Annotated in this window: 18 protein-coding genes; 3 read left to right on the forward strand and 15 right to left on the reverse strand. The window is 46.2% G+C overall.

The genetic code is table 11. The annotated features are described in order from the left end of the window. Positions 1-46: 46 nt before the first annotated feature. From D829_RS0110730 to D829_RS0110775, 10 genes are all read right to left on the reverse strand, one after another. Positions 47-976, reverse strand: coding sequence for a tyrosine-type recombinase/integrase (locus D829_RS0110730; RefSeq protein ID WP_017688887.1), 930 nt, complete (start codon positions 974-976; stop codon positions 47-49). A 140-nt stretch (positions 977-1,116) separates the two neighbouring features. After that, the gene (locus tag D829_RS0110735; RefSeq protein WP_017688888.1) at positions 1,117-2,259 is read right to left on the reverse strand and encodes an amidohydrolase family protein; all 1,143 of its coding nucleotides are present in this window, start codon (positions 2,257-2,259) and stop codon (positions 1,117-1,119) included. 2 nt (positions 2,260-2,261) lie between these two features. After that, on the reverse strand, positions 2,262-3,320 hold the full coding sequence (locus tag D829_RS0110740; protein ID WP_017688889.1) for an aminotransferase class V-fold PLP-dependent enzyme: 1,059 nt from the start codon (positions 3,318-3,320) through the stop codon (positions 2,262-2,264). Next, positions 3,304-4,089 carry an ATP-binding cassette domain-containing protein gene (locus tag D829_RS0110745; protein WP_017688890.1) on the reverse strand — a complete coding sequence of 262 codons (786 nt, stop codon included), beginning with the start codon at positions 4,087-4,089 and terminating at the stop codon, positions 3,304-3,306. Before D829_RS0110745 ends, D829_RS0110740 begins: the two co-directional genes overlap by 17 nt. Before the next feature lie 2 nt (positions 4,090-4,091). After that, a complete protein-coding gene (locus D829_RS0110750; protein WP_017688891.1) occupies positions 4,092-4,844 on the reverse strand; it encodes an ABC transporter ATP-binding protein in 753 nt (250 codons plus the stop codon). Beyond that, entirely contained in the window at positions 4,844-5,704 is an 861-nt protein-coding gene (locus D829_RS0110755; protein WP_017688892.1) for an ABC transporter permease, read from the reverse strand. Before D829_RS0110755 ends, D829_RS0110750 begins: the two co-directional genes overlap by 1 nt. Before the next feature lie 2 nt (positions 5,705-5,706). Then, a complete protein-coding gene (locus D829_RS0110760; protein WP_241230762.1) occupies positions 5,707-6,651 on the reverse strand; it encodes an ABC transporter permease in 945 nt (314 codons plus the stop codon). After that, positions 6,648-8,267, reverse strand: coding sequence for an ABC transporter substrate-binding protein (locus D829_RS0110765; protein ID WP_017688894.1), 1,620 nt, complete (start codon positions 8,265-8,267; stop codon positions 6,648-6,650). The genes D829_RS0110760 and D829_RS0110765 overlap by 4 nt, the downstream gene beginning before the upstream one ends. Before the next feature lie 211 nt (positions 8,268-8,478). Next, entirely contained in the window at positions 8,479-9,630 is a 1,152-nt protein-coding gene (locus D829_RS0110770; protein WP_017688895.1) for an iron-containing alcohol dehydrogenase, read from the reverse strand. 246 nt (positions 9,631-9,876) lie between these two features. Next, positions 9,877-11,571: a M3 family oligoendopeptidase gene (locus D829_RS0110775; protein WP_017688896.1), complete on the reverse strand. Its 1,695-nt coding sequence runs from the start codon at positions 11,569-11,571 to the stop codon at positions 9,877-9,879. Positions 11,572-12,175: 604 nt separating this feature from the next. On the opposite strand from D829_RS0110775, the gene D829_RS0110785 reads away from it, so the two are divergent. Further along, complete coding sequence (locus D829_RS0110785) at positions 12,176-12,931, forward strand: DUF3153 domain-containing protein (protein ID WP_193748467.1); 756 nt, start codon at positions 12,176-12,178, stop codon at positions 12,929-12,931. A gap of 117 nt (positions 12,932-13,048) precedes the next feature. Beyond that, positions 13,049-13,261: a hypothetical protein gene (locus tag D829_RS30830; protein WP_017688899.1), complete on the forward strand. Its 213-nt coding sequence runs from the start codon at positions 13,049-13,051 to the stop codon at positions 13,259-13,261. Between the two features lie 50 nt (positions 13,262-13,311). On the opposite strand, the gene D829_RS0110795 is transcribed toward D829_RS30830, so the two are convergent. Then, the gene (locus D829_RS0110795; protein ID WP_017688900.1) at positions 13,312-16,059 is read right to left on the reverse strand and encodes a PAS domain S-box protein; all 2,748 of its coding nucleotides are present in this window, start codon (positions 16,057-16,059) and stop codon (positions 13,312-13,314) included. A 272-nt stretch (positions 16,060-16,331) separates the two neighbouring features. Between D829_RS0110795 and D829_RS0110800 the strand changes: the two genes are divergently transcribed. Then, positions 16,332-17,156 (forward strand): protein-glutamine gamma-glutamyltransferase, encoded by an 825-nt coding sequence (locus D829_RS0110800; protein ID WP_017688901.1) that lies wholly within the window; start codon positions 16,332-16,334, stop codon positions 17,154-17,156. Between the two features lie 183 nt (positions 17,157-17,339). Here D829_RS0110800 and infC read toward each other — a convergent pair whose 3' ends face one another. From infC to D829_RS0110820, 4 genes are all read right to left on the reverse strand, one after another. Continuing rightward, positions 17,340-17,831, reverse strand: coding sequence for a translation initiation factor IF-3 (gene infC, locus D829_RS0110805; RefSeq protein WP_017688902.1), 492 nt, complete (start codon positions 17,829-17,831; stop codon positions 17,340-17,342). A gap of 119 nt (positions 17,832-17,950) precedes the next feature. Further along, positions 17,951-18,883 (reverse strand): manganese-dependent inorganic pyrophosphatase, encoded by a 933-nt coding sequence (locus tag D829_RS0110810; RefSeq protein WP_017688903.1) that lies wholly within the window; start codon positions 18,881-18,883, stop codon positions 17,951-17,953. Between the two features lie 256 nt (positions 18,884-19,139). Further along, positions 19,140-19,892 carry a metallophosphoesterase family protein gene (locus D829_RS0110815; protein WP_017688904.1) on the reverse strand — a complete coding sequence of 251 codons (753 nt, stop codon included), beginning with the start codon at positions 19,890-19,892 and terminating at the stop codon, positions 19,140-19,142. Between the two features lie 99 nt (positions 19,893-19,991). After that, positions 19,992-20,999, reverse strand: a complete 1,008-nt coding sequence (locus D829_RS0110820; protein ID WP_017688905.1) for an LLM class flavin-dependent oxidoreductase — start codon at positions 20,997-20,999, stop codon at positions 19,992-19,994. Between the last annotated feature and the right edge of the window lie 172 nt (positions 21,000-21,171).

Genomic DNA, 21,171 nt, shown 5'->3' on the forward strand with positions numbered 1-21,171 from the left:
GACCTCCAAATAATTTATAGTTATTTGGAGGTTCTATTCTACACTTTCAAGTTATTCTCGGATTGAACCTCGACAGCACATCCTTCTTCCGCTCAACAGACACCTCTGTATAAATTTGAGTTGTACTGACGTTCGTATGCCCTAAAATTTCCTGCACTGAGCGCAAATCTGCCCCGTTGTTCAGTAGGTGTGTAGCAAAGCTATGTCTGAGGTAATGAGGTGTCGATTTTTTGCTAACCTTAGACAAGTCCCTGTATTTGGAGTAAATATCTTCAATGGAATAAATCGAAAGTCGATCGCCATACTTATTGATAAACAACGCATTAGACTTGGAATCGAAATGCTCGCGAGCATGCAGCCAAGTTTTAATCTTAAGGATTACCTCGTTGCTCGAAATATACAATAAGCGCTCTTTACGACCTTTCCCAAAGATCAACACTGTTTTTTCTTCCAGATCGATGTGTTCCATATCAATATTCACTAATTCACCGATACGAATGCCGATTACGTAAAGCAATTCGATAATAGCATCATTGCGCTGGTTGATTCGTCTTCTGAAAATAGTATGTAATTGCTTCATATGTTCTTGTGGCGCGTTTAACAACCTTTCAACCTCGGTCACTGAAAGAGTCTTCGGAATACGTCTTGCTGTTTTAAAATTTCTTCCAAAACCAGAAATGGGCGATTCGGCAATGTCCCCTTCTTGCACCAAATAATTAAAAAATGCTCTAAAGCATATGTATTTTCTTTTGATCGTTGAGTCTTTCAATGTGTGTGTACTTGTTAATTGTTCCAAGTACTTTCTTAAATTATCTCTGTTCACATCATGTAAATGATTGTCATTGAGCCACTCTACGAGTCGGTTGAGGTCAGATCGATAGGCTTTTATGGATTTGTCGGATAAATTCCGTTCTACGCTTAAATAGATTTCATACTGCTTGATATATGTATTTAAATCATGATTGCCGAGTTTCATAGTGCCTCCTGATGTATATATGATATGTCGCATCGCTCGACCTACATTATTGCGCATGCCAGCTTATTTGTGAAGATGTCCAAAGTGCTATAGACTAGCCAATACTGATTTTCTTAGAAAGAAAAACGCAGAAACCAAATTTATGGTTTCTGCGTTTCGGTAATAACGTAAACAATACTCTCCCGCAGCTGATCTGCATTTTTCGTATGATACGGATCGGCATTGAAAATAACAGCGTCCGCAAGATAACCTTCTGCAATCTGCCCCAATTCGTCGCCACGCCCAATAATCTCGGCAGCATGGGTCGTCGCAGACTGCCATGCTTCTGTCCGGGTCAAGCCATAGTCGATCAGCGTATCCAGCTCTTGCAGGTTGTAGCCATGGAGCGCAGGTGTGGCATAATCGGTACCGAACCCGAAACGGACTCCTGCTCTTTTGGCATATCCGATGGCTGTGGAATGAGCTTCAGCAGCACGTGCGGCACGATCACTAATAACAGCAGGCAACGCCAGCACACCTTTTGGATCTGCGGCAATCCGATAGATTGATGTGGTAGGCACAAAGGCGGTTCGGGACTCAGCAAGTCTGCCAGCCTGATCCTCGGTTAAGAACATTCCATGTTCCACTGATTCGACCCCTGCCTGGATGGACCAGTCGATCGTCACGCCTCCCCAGGTATGAACAAGCACCTTTTTATGATGAGCATGTGCATGGCGAACGATGAATGCAAACTCTTCCTCCGAAAATACGGGATCTAACACTTGTTCAGTAGGCGCTCCAAGTCCACCTGTTGCCATGATTTTAACCCAGCCTGCGCCTGTATCAAATATATCGTTCAACCGTTGTTCCAGATGCTTCACACCGTGGGCATCTGCCGCACCCAACATATCACTGCTGGTTTCAACCTTGAGAGGATGTCCATAGTATTCAGCAAGATGCTGAGCCGTCCTAGGCAATAATCCACCTGCATCACGAGCGGTGGTTACGCCAGTCCTAAGCGTAGCTGCAAAAGCTTGCGCCTGCATGACTTCAATCTCGTGCTTATCACGCTTCAATTGATCCGAGTGGTCGAAGTCTGTCCATGCCAGATGCGTATGCAGGTCAATTAAGCCCGGGCTAATCCACAAATTAGTATCTGGACGAACCTGATGATTATACTGTGACATGGATTCTACAACTGATGCAAACCGGCCATTCTGAATCGAGATATCGAAGCGTTTGCCTTCAATACCTGCTATAAAAATATGCTTGAAGTTTTGATCTTCCGAATTTACCTGAGTCATATTCATTTCCCCCAAACGAGGCGAACAGCCTGGACTGCCTGCTCATGGTCCTGATTCAATAATGCGGCAATAGTCGCAACCGCTTCCTCCACGCCCGACAAGGATGCATTAGCCCCAAAATGATTAATTCGCAGCAGCTGACCAAAAAGTTCTCCGTCCCCCGGAGCAACAATGCCGATCGGGTGATCGATATGCAACTTCTCCTCCCCGGAAATTCGAACCGTCGTAGTCAGTGTAGAATACGTTTTGCTATCTTTTTGCCAAGGCTCCAGACCTAAAGCCTGAATACCGGCAATGGCTGATGCAGCAGCGCGTTCATGACGCTTGATCACCTGCTCCAACCCTTCTGACTCGATCGCTGTCAATGCCGAGATGAGCGCTCTGGCCTCCAGCGTTGGAATGTTGGGAGGAACACGTACTGGTGCAGTCCCCTTCCCGGATGGCTTCAGATCAAGCAAAGAGAGAATGGAGTTACGCGGCGCATACGCATTGGATTCAAGAAATTTCCAGCCGCGCGGCGAAATGCTTACAGCGCTGATGCCATTAGGCCCAGCGAGAGCTTTTTGCGCACCGATAGCTACAAAATCCACGCCCCATTCATCAACCGGTAGAGCCTCTCCCCCAACTGCCGAGACGGAGTCGCTCACCGTAATCAGTTTGTGCGAACGGGCAATCTTTATGATTTCCTCCGCTGGATTTGATCCACCTGTAACCACCTCGGCTTGAACAAAGGATAACGCGGACGGTTTATACCGTTCAATCGCGGCAGCAACCTCCTTCGCAGGTACAACTTCATCAAAAGGAACTTTAACTTCGATCACCGCTGCACCACCACGTTCAAGCCATTGACCAAATAAACTGCCGTAAGGGCCTGTCACGACATTGACAATGGTACGACCTGGCGCGGATATTCCGGCTGCCACGGCCTCTATGCCCAAGATCGCCTCTCCAGGGATGATTACAGGGGGATGCTCCGTAGATAAAAGACTGGAGAGCAACTGTGTAAGTGTCTCGTATTCACTACGCGTAAGCGGTACAAATCCTTTATATGGTTGGCTCATATAAACCTCCTGATGAAATTAATTTCGGCATCTTTGGAACGGCGGATAGCAATTCTCGACTATACGCCGTTTCAGGTCGTGTGAAGAATTGCTCCTTGGGACTGATTTCCACAAGTTGACCCTGCCGCATAACTGCTACCGTATCGCTAATGGCATGAATGACTCCCAGATCATGAGAGATGAACAACAACGTAAGATTAAGCTCACGCTTTAGAGAATTGAACAGTTCAAGCACACTCAGCTGCACAGAAACATCCAGTGCACTCGTCGGTTCATCCGCAATGAGCAGGCTCGGCTCCACGCTTATTGCGCGTGCGATCGCAATCCGTTGGCGTTGTCCGCCGGAGAATTCGTGAGGATACTTGTCCAGTGCTTTACTCTCTAACTGAACACGGGCCAGGAGCTCTCTCGATCTTTTCTCCACCTGTGAACGGGCCACAATCCGATGAAACAACAGCGCTTCAGCAAGAATCTGCCGGATGGAATGCTTGGGATTCAGCGAGGCATCCGGATTTTGGAAAATCATCTGTATTTTTTTATATTGCTCACGACTTCTCTTCTTTCTCAATGTTTGATTTCCCAGCAGAATTTGCCCCTCATCGGGCGTGATCAAACCGGCAATAACCCTCGCAAGAGTAGATTTCCCCGAACCAGACTCACCGACAAGACCAAGTGTTGTATGATGCTGGAGATTCAATTCAATGTGGTCCAGTGCAGTAAAGTCACCATAACGAACCGATACATTTTGTATTTGCAAAGCTGGTTCCATCGTTATTCGCTCCCTTCAAGCTCCGGCAAAGGAAGCACCGAGTTAATCAGCATCTGTGTGTACGGATTTTGTGGATTTTGCAAAATGGCAAGCGAATCTCCATGCTCTACAATTCGCCCCTGTTTCATCACACACAACTTCGAGCACAGGGTCGCTGCAATGGCAAGGTTATGTGTTACAAATACCATGGCGAAGCCCAGTTCACGCTGCAATCGGGTGATCGTCTCTATAATTTGCTGCTGCACCGTAACATCAAGGGCCGTGGTCGGCTCATCACAGAGCAGAATGCCAGGCTTGCACGCCAGAGCCAGTGCAATGACTACCCGCTGACACTGCCCACCTGACAGCTGGCTAGGGTATCGGTCCTCACGCTTTAGCGAGTCGGGAAGACCCAACAGTTCAAGCAACTCCAGTGCGGCTACCCTTGAAGCCTTTTTGCTTAACTTTTGCCTGTAATAGACAACTTCGGATAGTTGTTTAACAACGGTACAGAGCGGATCGAGCGCACCTCTCGGGTCTTGAAACACCATTGCGCTGCTCACGTCACTCCGAATGGTGCCTCCAGTCTGCTCCACACCGCTTGGCAGGAGTCCCAGAATGGAACGCAATGTAAGTGATTTTCCGGAACCGGATTCACCTACTAATCCCAGACTCTCCCCTCTACCGAGCGAGAAATGAACATCTTGGACTAATTTTTGATTCGACTTGGTCGACAGTGACAATGCCTTGACTTCCAAAATCGGACTTGTGGACATTATTTTTTCCTCCATAGATCGGCCAACCCATCACCAACAAGGGACAGAGCAATTCCAGTGTATACCACTGCGAATCCCGGAACTGCCGAAAGCCACCAAGCTGTTGTGATAAAGGATTGACCATCCGAGATCATGGTGCCCCAGTCCGGGGTAGGCGGTGCGATGCCAATGCCCAGATATCCGAGCGTAACAATTGCCACTAGCAGGCCGACCATATCCGTCATTAGCACAACAACTGCCTGAGGCAATACATTGGGCAGGAGATGACGAAGGATAATTCGTATTCCCGGTAGTCCCAATGTCTGTGCGGAAGCCACCCATTCCTGTTTGCGATAAGATGCACTTAGGCCCCTGACTACACGGGCAAATACGATCCAGCCAACGAGCATAAACGTAATATAAATTCCCCGCTCCCCTGCTCCGCTGGCAAAAGCCACGATAATGACGATTAGATAAAAAGGGAACGCGATAAATGTGTCCGTGATCAACGATATAATCTTATCTACCCATTTTCCGTAATACCCTGCAAGCATCCCCAAAAATATCCCCATGCAAAAAGGGACAGTTTCCGCCAACACCATAATACTCAGGTCGGTTCGCGCGGCATAAATCAGTCTTGTAAACAAGTCACGCCCCAATTGGTCTGTACCGAGCCAATGTTCCGCAGAAGGAGCCTGCAAAAAGTCACTCAAATTTTGCTCAGAAGGGTCATATGGACTAATAAACGGTATACTCACAGCCAAGATAATCAGCACGGCAAACATAACACCTCCCACAAGCAGGGAAGGGATTTTTAAGATGCGGTTCATGAGGGTCGGGTTCAAGTGCTCTTCATATAACCGAGGTTCTGTTCCTATCATGTTCATGCTTTTCCTTTCGTTCTGGGATCAAGCCACCTGGTAAGGATCTCTATCAGGAGACTAATAATCACCACAGATACAGCGCAGTAAAGAGCTATGCCTTGAATGACCGGGAAATCCCGTTTAGAAATAGAACTAAACAGCAAACTGCCGATTCCCTTAATGCCAAATACTTGTTCAACGACCAATGTCCCGCCAATCAGATAAGAAATGTTAACACCAAGAAGGATCAGCGTTGGAAGAGCCGCATTGCGCAGGACATGTTTGAACAAAATGACCCGACTTGGCAATCTCGCCGCCTTCAAAGTAACGACAAAATCAGATTCCAGTACTTCAAGCATCTGGGCTCTCAATGAACGAACCAATGTCGGAATCTGTGACAAAGCTACGGTAATGGCAGGAAGCGTTAAACTGTACAAGGTGCCCCACCACCCTTCGCCGACTCCACCAACGGGAAACCAGTGAAGACGAACACTCAGCAGCAGAATCAAAAGGATGCCAACCCAGAAGATTGGCATACCTAGCGTTACCGTAGGAAATATACGTATGACATGATCCAGCAGCTTATCCTTATGCGTAGCTGCCAGTGTAGCAAGCACAAGGGCAATCACAATAGCCAAAGCACAAGCCATGCCGATGAGCAGCAGCGTGACCGGCGCCCGGTCAGCAATCAACTCCCGGGTAGAGGTTCCATTGATAATCGAGTTGCCGGTATCTCCCTGCGTAAATAGCGTTTTGACAAACCGGATGTACTGTTCACCCACCGGAAGATCCAGCCCGAGAGCATGATGCATGCTCTCAAGCGCCTCTGGCGTGCTATATTCGCCCAGAATCATTTTAGCGGGATCTCCTGGAACCATACGGATGAGAAAAAAGACTGCTGTCATCACACAAAAAATTACTGCCAATGCTCTTCCTACAACGCTGAACAACCAGAACTTCTTCATTTCTGAATATGAACGTCTTCGAACCGTACGCTGCCGTTAGGCAACACAACGAGTCCATCTACGGAAGAACGAGCGCCGATCAGAATGTCCGGGTAATAAAGCGGGAGATAAGGTACTTCATCGGCAAGCGTCTGAAGCAGCTTGGAGTAGATTTCCGCACGACCATCGCCGTCTGCCGTTTTTTGACCTTGGTAGAGAAGCTTGGTAACTTCATCATTGGTGTAATGTGTCCAGTACGATTTACTGAATCCGTCGGGATCGGTCTGGAAAGCTATGATCGAGTTTGCTTCCGGAGAATCTGCCTGTCCACTATTCAGCATTATTGCAAAATCATAAGCAAAGAATCGTTCACGGAAGGTTGCCAGCTCAATCGATTCAATCTCGATGTTGATGCCGATTTGTTTTCCCGCCGCCTGAATGATTTGTGCTTCTTGCGCTCTAGTGCTGTTGCCTGAGGCTACAAGCAATTTGGTAGTGAATCCATCCGGGAAAGCCGATTTTGCCAGTTCTGCCTTCGCCGCAGTTACATCAAAGTTCAGTGGCTTAATTGTGTCATTCGCATTATATGGAATGGTCGTAGGCAACAATGAATTAGCGGTCTGTGCATACCCAAAGGTAAGCGCCTTAGTCAGACCGTCACGATCAAGTGCCAGAGCCAGGGCACGACGAACATGCACATCGGAAAAATGCTTGTCCAGCGTATTGAAGAATACTTGCTCTGTCACCCAACTGCCGTTCGTTACCACAGTTGTATCCGCGCCATTCTTTATTTCATCGGCATTTTGCAGCGCCAACGATTCAATCGCATTCACTTCTCCTGCCTTCAGCTGGTTGATGGCTTGACTATCGTCTTCAATCAGCTTGTACACCAATTTATCCACTGAAGGTTTTCCTTCTTGCCAATAATGACTGTTCTTAGTAAAGGTCACATCGCCTGCCGGGTCCCACTGCTCAACCACGAACGGTCCCGTGCCTACCGGTTTCTTGAAAAATTCTTCCTCCGTAGCTCCACCAAAATTGTTCGGAATAATACCGTTCGAGAAGTTGGAAAGCTCAGAGATAAACGGCGTATACGGCTCTTTAAGCGTAATCACCAATGTATGGCTACCCGTTGCTTTGACCGTATCCACTTTGGCAGATATAGCTAGCGGGCCGCCAACCTTCAAATGCCGCTCAAGCGAGAATACGGCATCTTCCGCAGTAACATCACTGCCGTTAGAGAATTTCAATCCGTCACGTAACACAAATGTATACGTTAAGCCGTCATCACTTATGTTATGCGACTTGGCAAGCCAGTCCACAATTTCTCCCTTGCTGTCAAAAGCAACCAAAGATTCAAATACTTTATCAATGGCAAAAGCATTATTCGATGTAATCTGATTATGCAAATCAAACGAGGTTACAGAAGCTGGCCTGCCGTAGACATAAGTCCCTCCCACCGCAGTCTCGTCTGTTTTTGATTTATCATCCGTACCTTGACTAGCACCTGGCTGAGCTGCTGTATTGGGAGCGGACTCATTCTTGGACCCGGAGCATCCGCTAACGATCACCAATAATAGGACCGCTAAAGCTCCTACCCATAATGACTTTCTGGCTGATAATTTAAACTGTGACATGTCTGAATATCCCCTTCCAATAATTCATATCTGATTAGTATGGATTGATTATGGATCAAAGGAATCCCTCTGTCAAACAAAAAATATTGCTTACAGCAGGATTAAAACTAATATATCCATTACAGGAAATGGTTCCGTATTCAAAGGACTCAGAAGTTCACACAACACTAAAAAAAGCCAGAATATACTCTGGCTCTCTTTGTGCCTAAATCTATATAATTTTACGGAACAGCTCCATCACTTCATCCTTGGACGGTTGATAGGGATTGCCTGGTGCACAGGCATCTTTCATCGCGTTATCGGCAAGCAGTTCCACATCGGGATCTTTTACACCCAGTTCAGACAGTTTCTCAGGAATCCCAACTTCCTTCGATAGCTGACGTATAGCCTCAATGACGTAATCGGAACACTCCTCATCTCTTCTACCCTTCACATCCATACCAATTGCCTTTGCAATATGACGGAATTTGCCGGGTACATGCTTGGCGTTCAACTCTTCCACATAGGGGAGTAACATTGCGTTGCACACACCGTGCGGCAGATCATATACGCCACCCAGTTGATGTGCCATCGCATGGACATAACCCAGGCCCGCATTATTAAAAGCAATCCCGCCAAGGAAACACGCATACGTCATATGTTCCCGCGCTTCCAGATCACTGCCGTCTCTCACGGCTCTTGGCAAATATTCAAAGATCAGTTCAACAGCTGCTGCAGCTGTCGCACTTGTCACTGTAAATCCACCCGGTGTAACCATCGCTTCTACGGCATGGGTCAACGCATCCATTCCTGTGGCCGCTGTGAGACTTGCAGGTTTGCTGAACATCAGCTCCGGATCATTAACCGACAGGGAGACCAGACTGTTGCGGTCCACCATCACCATCTTCACTTTACGTTCCTCATCTGTAATCACGTAGTTTATTGTCACCTCGCTCGATGTGCCAGCCGTTGTGTTAACAGCCACAAGTGGCACGGACTTATGTTTCGATTGATGAAATCCTTCATATTCACGGATATGCCCACCGTTGGTAGCTACAATGCCAATGCCTTTGGCAGCATCCTGCGGTGAACCTCCACCTATCGATATAATGGCGTCACAGCCATGATCCTGGAATACTTGTAGTCCATCATGTACATTCTGACATGTTGGATTAGGCTGAACCTCATCATATACGACATAGTCTAACCCTGATTTTCTTAATATAGACAGTACCTGTTCAGCAACGCCTGAAGTAATCAATTGACGATCACTTACAACCAGCGCCTTGCGGATACCCATCTGTTCAATCATCTGGCTTGCATCCTGTAAACAGCCTCTACCCATCAAGTTCACGGGCGGAACATAATATGCATGTGTTGCCATTTGAACCAGCCTCCTGTAACCCCTGATTTACTATCTCCATTGTAACTGAATCCGTTTTCAGATATAGTGAAATAAATCACAATGAGTCCGATAAATGTTACACTTGAGGTTGATTTTTATCCGTAATGAAAAAGACGACCCAGACCCCCGAAGGTGTCCAAGCCGTCTTACTTATCTATCTTAAAGCTTTATCTACTACTTATACCTTACCGAAGGTACTTTCACTAAAAGCATCCTTGCGAAGGCCTACAGCGCCTTATCGTTCACGCCGTCAAGCCATGCCTCAATATCGCCAATGACGGAGGAAACACAACCGTCCTCGAATGGAGAGTTCAATCCAGCCAGTTCAACCAATCCAGTGAAGGACAGGCTTCCTCCCGCTTTGCACAATGTCAGATAGTCGGCCCATGCGGACTTCATGTCCTCATTGCTGCGTTTCCAGAACTGGAATGCACAGATTTGTGCCAACGTGTAGTCAATGTAGTAGAACGGCGATGAGAAAATGTGACCCTGCTTATGCCAGAAACCACCTTGCTCCAAATACGCATTATCTTTGTAATTGATGTGTGGCAGATAGGTCTTCTCAATGTTGCGCCAAGCCTGCTTGCGCTCCGTTGGAGTTGCATCCGGGTTCGCATACACAAAATGCTGGAATTCATCCACAGCTACACCATACGGAATGAACAACAGACCGGAAGACAGGTGATCAAACTTGTACTTGTCCGTATCTTCCTTGAAGAACAACTGCATCCACGGCCATGTGAAGAACTCCATACTCATGGAATGAATCTCAGCCGATTCATATGTCGGCCAGTTGTATTCAGGCACTGCAAAATCACGGCTCTCATACACTTGGAAAGCATGACCTGCTTCATGTGTCAATACATCAATATCACCGGATGTACCGTTGAAGTTGGAGAAGATAAACGGCACTTTGTAATCGTTCAGGAACGTACAATATCCGCCGCCCTGTTTACCTTTTTTGCTTACCAGATCCATAAGCTCGTTTTCGGTCATCATCTGGAAAAATGCATCCGTCTCTGGTGATAATTCAGCGTACATTTTTTTACCATTATCGATAATCCAGTCCGCGTCACCCTTAGGTGTCGGGTTACCCGTCTTGAAGCTGAAGCCCTGATCGTAATAATACATTGTATCCACATCAATCCGATTACGCTGGCGCTCTCTGAGCTTGGTCGCTACAGGTACAATATAATCACGAACTTGGGCCCGGAAGTTGGCTACCATCTCTGCGTTGTAATCCGTACGGTTCATGCGATCATAGCCGAGTTCCACATAGCTTGGATAACCCAGTTTCTTCGCGATCTGTGTACGTACTTTAACCAGTTCATCGTAAATGCGATCGAATTCAGCTTCATGTTCAGCCATGAAAGTGTATCTGGCTTCCGAAGCACGCTCCCGCATGGAGCGATCCGTGGACAGTTCAAATGGATGAAGCTGTGGCAACGTACGCTCTTCACCTTCGAACGGAATTTTGGCCGATGCGATCAACTGATTGTATTCTGTGGAAAGTTTGTTCTCCTTCTGGAGTTCTTCAATAATTTCCGGGCTGAATGTTTTCAGTGAAAGATCCGCCAACTGGAACAGCTGTGAACCCCATTTTTGTTCCAACTCGTTGCGGAATTTGGAGTTAACCAATGCACGGTAAAAATCCGTAATATATTCCTGCACAATTGGTGCATTCTCATCCAGAAATTCGTTCTCCGTCTTGTAAAACTCATCATTGGTATCAATGGAATGACGGATGTAGACCAGTTGGGCTTGTGTCTCAAAATCACTGCGCAGCGCGTTAATCTGATCCATGAACCCACTCTGTTCTTCAACCGTTGCCGCAGCTTCAAAACCGCTCAACAGCTCACGGAAAGATGTCTTGATGTGTTCCAGATTCGGACGTGTATACGTATACTCACTAAATTTCATTTATGTACACCCTTTCCTGTTTGGCAGAATCTCGGGAGTATCCCGAGTTAAACTACCCCCTATTATACAAAAGAGCAGCTAAAAAATCCCATAATTACGAAAAATATTTGTCCATCGGTCAAATTGTACAACATTCATGGTTACATATATTACGTGTTAATGTAAGGTCAATGCTTCGAAATTTTCCCCACACAAATAAGCCCGCCTCGCGTTAGCGAAGCCAGCTTATAGGTTGTCTCTCTTCTTTTCACATTTAAAAAATACTAGCTTTGGTCTTTATCCATAATCTGATAGAACCAGCCCATTCCGACCATGCCTACGACCATAATAACAGCCATAATAATGATATATGTCATGAATGTAACCTCCCTGCTTCCGTATATTCATCACACTACTACTAGTGTACACGGTGAAACGCCGTTTGAATTGACCGAACATTGACAAAAATACGAAATCTTTAATTTTAATAAATCAATTATTTCCACATTCACTCTGTATCATGCTTATCTCGCTGCACTGTCAAAGTTTCATCCGCCATACTTACGGTGTATACTATACTTCTATGAATTGGAATTTGGATATTTACGCAGAAAGGTTGAAAGACATGTCGACTCGCATCCCTTTACGTCAGCTAATGCTTACTGTTTTACTAGTCCTTATGTTATCTATTTTATCCGCCTGTGCGGATGGAGAAGCGCATCTAACGGTTAATATGGATGGATCAACGGATCTGGATCTCAATCTCAATGTAACTAACTCTGCTCTTGGAAAGATTGGACAAGACAATCTCATGCCTCTGATCGCAGATGCATTGAATCGAAATAATTTCCAGGCAGAGGTTTCGGAACAGGGAGATCAGAAACAACTCACAGCAACAACTCATTATGAAAAAAGCAATACAACCAACTCTGATACATCCGAGTTACCACAAGGGATCAAGGTTGAACAATCAACTTCACCCGGCTTCTTCACTTCCAAGATGCGCATTACAGCAGAAGCCGACCTCATGGAGTCCATGCCGGATGGTGAGATCAAAAATCAGATTAACAAGGTGCCTAGCTTTCTGAAGAACCTCTTGTTAAAAGATGTTAACTTTGACTTTAAGTTGTCTTTGCCCATCAAGGCAGCCAATTCCAATGCGGATCAAGTGGAGGATGGCGGAAAAACGCTCATTTGGCACGTTTCACCCCTCCAGATGAATAAACTGGATCTGACTGTACAGGTTCCCAATATCCGGAATATCATCATCATTGCAGTCATTGGTCTATTATTAATCGTTGCTCTGCTCATTTGGTTTTTTGTTCGTCGCAGACGGGCCAGACAGCGCCATAGTGCAAGATCACATCGTGGAAAAAATTAATTCTTCACACCAATTTTATTTGTGACTTGCCAAACGGTGTTATGGATAGTAGAATACATCCGTACTGTGTGAACGGTTAATTTTTTATTAAGCAAAGCTAAAGAGGTGACAGGTTTCATGAATATCCGCGAATGCCCACTACCTGGTATCGGAGTTAAGTACCAGTTTGATACAAAGGGCGGCCATCAGTTAGTCATTATTGTGCATGAGGACGGACGCCGTGAATTATTCTCCGTTGATCCACAAGACAACGAAGAACTCACTCTGATTGCAGATTTGGAAGATGACGAATGCGTAACCCTCTCCGGGTTAATCGGAGGCTGGTCGTAAATGACAGAATAACCTGTACCTTGAATTTCAAGGCGCAGGTTATTTTTCCGTTACGTTACCCTTTGAGAGCGAATATATGGAACCCATGTATTCAGTACGCGGCTAATCTCCGTGGAATGAAACGGTTTGCTGATAAAGTCCTGCATTCCGCTTTTCAGACACTCCTCACGGTCACCCGCGCCTGCAAAAGCTGTAATCGCTGCAATAACCGGTATGTCTGGGTGGCTCTGTCTGATGCGGCAGGTCGCTTCAATCCCATCCATAACTGGCATTTGAATATCCATAAACACCAGGTCATATTGAACCTTGTTCAATGAATCGACGGCCTGTGCACCATTCTCAACGATATCACATACTCCGCCAAACTTGCGCAGCATCTCCTCCAACAGATGACTGTTGACCGCTTGATCCTCAGCAATCAAAATTTTGATGTCATGGGCAAGACTAGCTCGATCCAATTGCAGTTCATCATTCGCGGTGATTTCGACCGGGTCGCTACTTTCCTCTAACCACCGCTCAACTACGAGGGTGAACTGGAATTCTGCCCCCTCACCGATCTCACTCTGTACGCCAATCGCTCCGCCCATTAATTCCACTAGTTTTTTACTGATCGCAAGCCCCAGACCTGTCCCGCCAAATTTGCGATTGATGGCTGGATCAAGCTGTGAGAAGGACTGGAACAACTGATGCTGCTTTTCTATTGGAATGCCGATCCCCGTATCTCTCACCTTAAAGGTCAACATCAGGTTATCCTGACCATGCTCATCTGAGTAATCAGCACCTACGCTCACCATAATACGGCCCTGCTCTGTGAATTTAACGGCGTTCCCCACCAAATTAATCAAAATCTGCCGGATTCGTGTCTCATCCCCTCGAATGCGTTCAGGAATGTGATCCGACACTTCACAATAGAGTTCAATATTTTTCTCTGATGCCTTCAGTGCAAATAGCTCGATCACCCCGCCCAGCATCGCCTTAATATCTACAGGTGCGCGCTCAAGATCCATTTTGCCTGCTTCGATTTTGCTGAAATCCAAAATTTCGTTCAAAATGTACAAAAGGGATTGACCACTATCAATCATGATTTCCGCAAAACCTTTCTGTTCATCATCCAGCTCGGTTTCCATTAACAGGTGGGCCATGCCCATGATGCCGTTCAAAGGCGTACGAAGCTCATGACTCATGATGGCAAGAAACTCGGACTTTGCTCGGTCTGCATGCTCTGCTGCTTCCTTGGCACGTATGATGTCCTTAACAGATGTCATATCACGGAAGACCAGAACTGCTCCGCGGGTTCTACCCTGATCCATAATAGGCTTCAATTGGAACTCCGCCAGGAAACTGGACCCATCCTGTCTCCAGAATACGGATTCGGTACGCGGCAGACCTCGCCCCTCACGAACAGCCTGTAGAATAGGTGTATCCTTGGATGGGTAGGGGATGCCTTCGCTCTGCATTTGGATCATCAACTGCTCTAGTGCTTTGCCATTCATTTCACTTGGACAGAAATTCATGATCTCCGCAGCGGCTGGATTGGCAAAGTTCAGATTCCCATCAAGGTCCAGTCCAATAACACCCTCAGACATGCCATTCAGAATCAATGCCCGTTCATAACTGAGATTCTCGATTTCCTCGACGTAACGTTTGGACTCTGTAATGTCACTGGTAATCCCGTAGACCCCAACAACTTTGTCCTCAAGTATAATAGGAACATTAATCACATTTGTTTCAATTCGCTGCCCATTTTTGTGAATTAAGCCTATCTCGTAGCTCTGTGCAGTGCCCTTCACCGTTTCCTCAAAATGATATCGAGTCTTCTCCAAATCCACAGGATCAATGAGGTGATCAAAAGGTCGACTCAGCAGTTCCTCCTTGGTGTGTCCTGTCAACTGTTCCTGACCCATATTGGCTTTCAGCAGATTGCCTTCCAGATCAAGAGAAGCCACACCTAGGGGATTACAGTCAAATAACGATCTGTACTCCTGCATGCTTAACTGTTGTTGCTGGCTGGCTGTGATATCCCGGGTTACAGCGACGAGCTCTATCAGTTCACCTGCACTGTCATACACATAATGTGTAATGGTATCTGCCCACACCGTAGATCCATCCTTATGCAAAAGACGATAACTGATCCGTTTGGGAGCCAGGCCCTTTCTCTGCTCTTCCACGTACGCTTCAACCAAAGGTACATCCTCCGGATAGATAACGAATGTTCCCGGCTTACCTATAACTTCTTCCAATTCATAGCCCAACATACTCGTACATGCATTCGATACATATTTAAATGTACGACTAGAATCGGCATCATGTATTGCAATCAGGTCTAGTGAAGACTCCGCCAGCAGGCGAGAGATGCGACTGCTCTCTTCCAATTGCTTACGTTGTACAATGAGAATTTCCTCTGCATCTTTTTGTTTCGTAATATCAGCAGCTTGTACCAGCAAATACAACGGCTCACCATTTGTTTCATCCCTAACAATGCAAGCTCTAATGGTTGCCCATAATAACGAACCGTCCTTTCGTTTCAGACGAACCTCCGTCTCGTACATCGGACTTGTTTCATGGGTCATTTCCCAGAACTTGCTGCGGAATTCCTCCATGTGCAGATCTTCTTCGTAGATCATATGTATGACCGAAGTATCGATCAGTTCATCTTCACTGTATGCAAGCATCTCGCAAAATGCAGGATTAAGCTGCAACCACCGTCCATTTACATGCGATGCGACAGCAATGCCGATTGGTGCGTGCGTATACAATTGTTCGAACAGAGATCGGCTCTCTGTAATGGATTTCGACATTACATGTCCTCCTTTATGAGATTCTGAATGTATTCCGTATGAATAGATCGACCTGAACATAACTTCATCTATAGAGTACTACCCCAAATGCCATGATTAATAAACGAGATCGGACAAAATCCCTAAATGAATCGACATTTTTAATTTTGGATGCTGGCAACTTTCATTGTGTACATACCAATTCGAACACATCACGTCATATACTACACAATACCCGTGCTCTCCCGATTATACAATGTTGAATATTCGAATAGGAACGGAGGTTATGGATCATGATCATTGTCGCAAATCAACCCGTCGAACTGGTACGCTCGGAATGGTCTGCTTTTGAATGGTATTGGTTACAGCAACTCCAGAATCGTCCAACGAGGTATGTGTATCAATCCATGGATCATCTTCGATTTGAATGGGACTTGAGGGGATCTCTCGTGGATGCCGCGGAAGGACTGGATCGAAGTGGTGTGAGCTTTGCATCCTTTGAAAAATCCAGATGTAATCCTGCCTACTGGAATCGTAATGCGGAAGGTGGGTTCGAGCTAAAATCAAACGTGACCCCCGCCGAGGGCATCCGGGATATCTGGAGGAATGGACACTTATACGCCTTTGAATGTGCAACAGCCACCGTCATTGTGCTGTATGGTGGGGTGCTGGGAAGCATTCGCGAAGACGCCTTTAATTCCCTGTTTCGAAATCTGTTACTCTTTGACTGGCATTATGACAGCGACCTGCGGTTAACCGAAAAAAACGGTAGCGAAACCGCCCTGCCAGGGGATGTACTGTATTTCAAAAACCCGGATGTTTCTCCCGAAACCCCCGAATGGCAGGGAGAGAATACGATTATGCTTCGGGAAAACTGGTATTACGGACATGGCATTGGTATTGCAAGCGGCGAAGATATTATACGTACCCTGAATCAGTTCCGCATTCCAGGTAGCCGGGTCTCCGCCTACTTAATGGATATGGTTATCTATCCGGACTTCTTTTATTTATCCCGCTTCGCCAAGAACAGTCAGAATAACATGACCGCTGGTTCTACGCCTGTATTACCCGGGCAGTTATATGTACGACTTGGTGGCAGCCGTTATTTACGCAGCTGAACTACTGGACGGATCCATCTTGCGCTTTAAACTGACTTAGATCTGCAGCCGAATGATGATAAACAAGCCCAATGGAAGCAGCAGTTAGCCTGCTATCTCATTGGGCTTTCCTCATATCATTAAGAAATCACTCTATTCATACTGCTTTAGCTCTATGTTACATGGGTGGTCACTTACGACAGTTTAGGCAATTGGGTCTAGTTGTACAACAACCTGTTTACCACTTACCTGAACACCTGTCGTTTTGCTACCGAATTCAGCCAGCGATTTGCTCAGTTGCTCAGCCCACTCCTTGCCTGCAACTCCTTCTTTGGCTCCATGCACCTGGATGACGAGTTTTACCGAATCACCCTTCTTCAGAATGCGCTCCGCTTGAGATTGCTTCGTATCCCGGTCATGATCCTCCATCGCAAGGTTTAAACGAATTTCTTTTACTTTCCGTTTATCGGGGGATTTACTCGCTTTTTTCTTCGCCTGCTGCGCTTCCGCTTTGGCTGCTCCAGCTCCGATCAGCTTGCACGGTGGTGGACTCGTCATCAAGGACAAGCACACCAGATCTACTTTATGCTGCTTCGCAAGTAGAAGTGCTTCCTGCGTGGACATCACACCAAGATCTTCACCATTCAGGCCGGTCAGCTGCACTTCAGCTGCTTTGATCTTTTCATTTTTGATCATGATTCTTCCTCCTCTACATCAAAAGCCTGTCCTGACCATTTACGGATCAGAGCAGGCTAGGATGGTGTTGCTACTATTTGCAATACATATAAGCGTACAAATACGCCAATCGGCTTGATTTACAGCGTGTTGAATGCTTCCGTCAGAACCGGTACAATTTGTGATTTGCGTGATACAACGCCTTTCAAGATAGCTCTGCTATCAGACAGCGTTACATTGTAGGCTTTCTCCACCGCTTTGGTGGATGTACCATATGCCAGAGCAACGGAATCGTTGTTCAGAATGTCTGTTACGACAAATACAAACAGGTCGAGACCTTTGCTGGAAATGATTGCATCAATGGCTGCTTCAAGCTCAGGTTGCTTCACGAGAACATCATTCACGTCAACGGCATTAACCTGTGCAATTTCCACTTTGGATTGACCCATTACGAATTCTTTTGCATCCAGGGAAATCAGTTCAGCAATTGTTTTTTGGCTCAGATCCGCGCCGGCTTTCAGCATGTCCAGACCATAGCTGTCTGCATCTACACCAGCAATGGCAGCCAGTTCACGCGCAGCAGCTACGTCCTGCTCTGTGCAAGTCGGGGATTTGAACAACAGGGAATCGGAGATAATGGCAGACAACATCAAACCAGCAATCGGCGCACTCACTTCAATACCATTTTCTTTGTACATTTTATTCAAAATGGTTGCTGTACAACCTACAGGCTCTGCACGGAAATACAGAGGTCCGCTTGTCTCAAAGTTAGCAATACGGTGATGGTCGATAACTTCAACGACAGTCACTTCCTCAATATCGCTTACACTTTGCTGACGCTCGTTGTGGTCAACCAGAATAACCTTGTTTACTTCATTTGCAGCTGTTTTAATCAGACGTGGTGCCGCAATTTTGAATTGATCCAGAGCAAACTGGGTTTCACCATTGACTTCGCCGAGACGAACAGCTTCAACGTCCTGACCCAATTTTGTTTTGAGATCCGCATAGGCGATTGCCGAACAGATCGTATCCGTGTCGGGATTTTTGTGACCGAAGATTAACGCTTTTTCCATATTCATAGCCCTCCGTCAATTCTGATTTAGAATAATACATGTCATATTTAATCATACCCTTACTGATTATAGCGCTAATAAGGCTTAATTCCAATCCCTTTACAGCGAATTAATTGCAAATCATTCTCAGGCAAGTCTTTTTGGAAAATAGCCAAACTTGGTTCATTCCCCTCAAGTCGATATGGTATGTATCCTATTTATTCCATCGTACAACCTTATGAATTAGCATACGAAACTCTGATACGCAACGAAAATATTAAATCTCAGGCTCTTCCGCACTCTGCCCTTGCCGTACAAAAAAGGTCTGTAGACTGCCGTCCTCGCTAATCTCCAACAGGTTCAATTGCGCTCCGTAGGCACAACCACCATCAATGCCAATTTTGTCTCCGCTCGGGTCAAACCAAATACCTGTCTCATCATGCAAATGCTTCACGGGGGTGTGTCCAAATACGACCGTCTCTCTAATCGTCGTTGGTCTGGAATAGAATGATTCACGAATCCAAATGAAGTCCCGCTCGGACTGGCTTCTCCAATCCTCGATATCCGGGTTGATCCCGGCATGAACAAAAATATAACCCGGAATTTCGTACACCAGCGGAAGTTGTTCCAGAAAACGAAGATGGTGTTCATAGTGTGTACGTATCCACTTTTTGGCTTCAGCATAAGCTTCCCAATCTATCTGTTGCTCATCATAAGTAAGCTCCAGATCCAGATAACTTGCCATCGTCTTTAATCCACCATTACGGATCCAGTGTTGATCATATTGCTCAACATCCTGGGTTAATGCCTTGACCATCATGGCATCGTGATTGCCTTTGATCACAATAATATGGTGCTGTTGCTGAAGCTGCATAATCTGTTCGATGACCTGTTTGCTGCTTGGACCTCGATCCACATAATCACCGAGTAAAATCAATTCATCCTGCTGCGGATTATAATCTGCAAGCTTAAGCAGTGCATTAAATTCATCGTAACAGCCATGAATATCACTAATGACACATCTGCGCATGTGAATCTCTCCTCTCCCTGATCACGCAAGAGTATAACCGGAACCTTGCATGAGCAAGATTCCAGTCTGTTTAGAGTAGTTATTCCCGCTTGCTCACCATTAGTCCTGCTTGAGTCCAAAGGCTTCTGCAATCAAGCCGAATGAGCGCAGACGTGCTTCAAACGAATGGACCGCTGACGCGATAATGACTTCATCTGCTTCATGGCGTTCAGCCATTGCGGTAATTTTATCTTTCACCTGATCCGGTGTTCCCACAATGGAAAAGGAACGACGTTGACGAATCTGTTCCATCTCCATGGCTGTGTATGGATAGTTGTTCACCGTCTCCAGAGATGGGAATGAACTTTGTTCAAGACCTCGTCCAAGGCGTAAGAAGAAAAGTTCATTGCTGCGCGCAAGTTCAGCGGCTTCTTTCTCTGTCTCCGCGCAGAATGCCGAGACAGCAATCATTGAATGTGGTTTGTCATTCAGGATGGACGGCTTGAAATGTCTGCGGTAATGTTTCATCGCTTCTTCACCGCCTGGTGTTCCGAAGAATTGGGCAAACGCATACGACGTCCCTTGCGCTGCAGCAATTCTCGCACCTTCGGAGCTGGAACCCAGCAACCACACTTCTGGTACCGTTGGAACCGATGGTCCGGCTACCAGAGATGCGAACCGATGATCCTCGGGCAACTGCTCGTGGAAGTATCCGCCCAAATCCGCAATCTGTTGCGGAAAGAATTGTACATTCGATGATTTCCCCTCATTCAGAGCTCTGCTGGCAATTGGCATGCCACCTGGTGCTCTGCCAATCCCCAGGTCAATCCGCCCCGGATGCAAAGCTTCCAGCAGACGGAAATTCTCTGCAACCTTGTAGGCACTATAATGAGGTAGCATAACGCCACCGGAACCTACGCGAATTCGCTCCGTATGTGCAGCCACATGTGCAATCATAACTTCAGGACTGGAGAAAGACAGCGCCCCACTACCATGATGCTCCGACATCCAGAAACGGGAGTACCCCAATTGATCCGCATGTTGTGCGAGTTTCACCGTTTCCTGTAACGTATCCTGTACAGTTCGTCCTTCATTGATATGTCCATGTTCGAGTACACTCAGTTTCATATATATTCAATCCTCTCGTCTGTTAGGTTCATAAGTACTGTGAATATGAGATCTGCGAATATTACGCGCTTTTGCTCAATTCATTCTTGCTCATTCCATTGTAACATTAATTATTACAGTTTCAAACTTTAGTTATTCTCTTTATTACCACACTTGTGCAAGAAACATGCAA

This window comes from Paenibacillus sp. PAMC 26794, assembly GCF_000316035.1.
Classification (GTDB): Bacteria; Bacillota; Bacilli; order Paenibacillales; family Paenibacillaceae; genus Paenibacillus.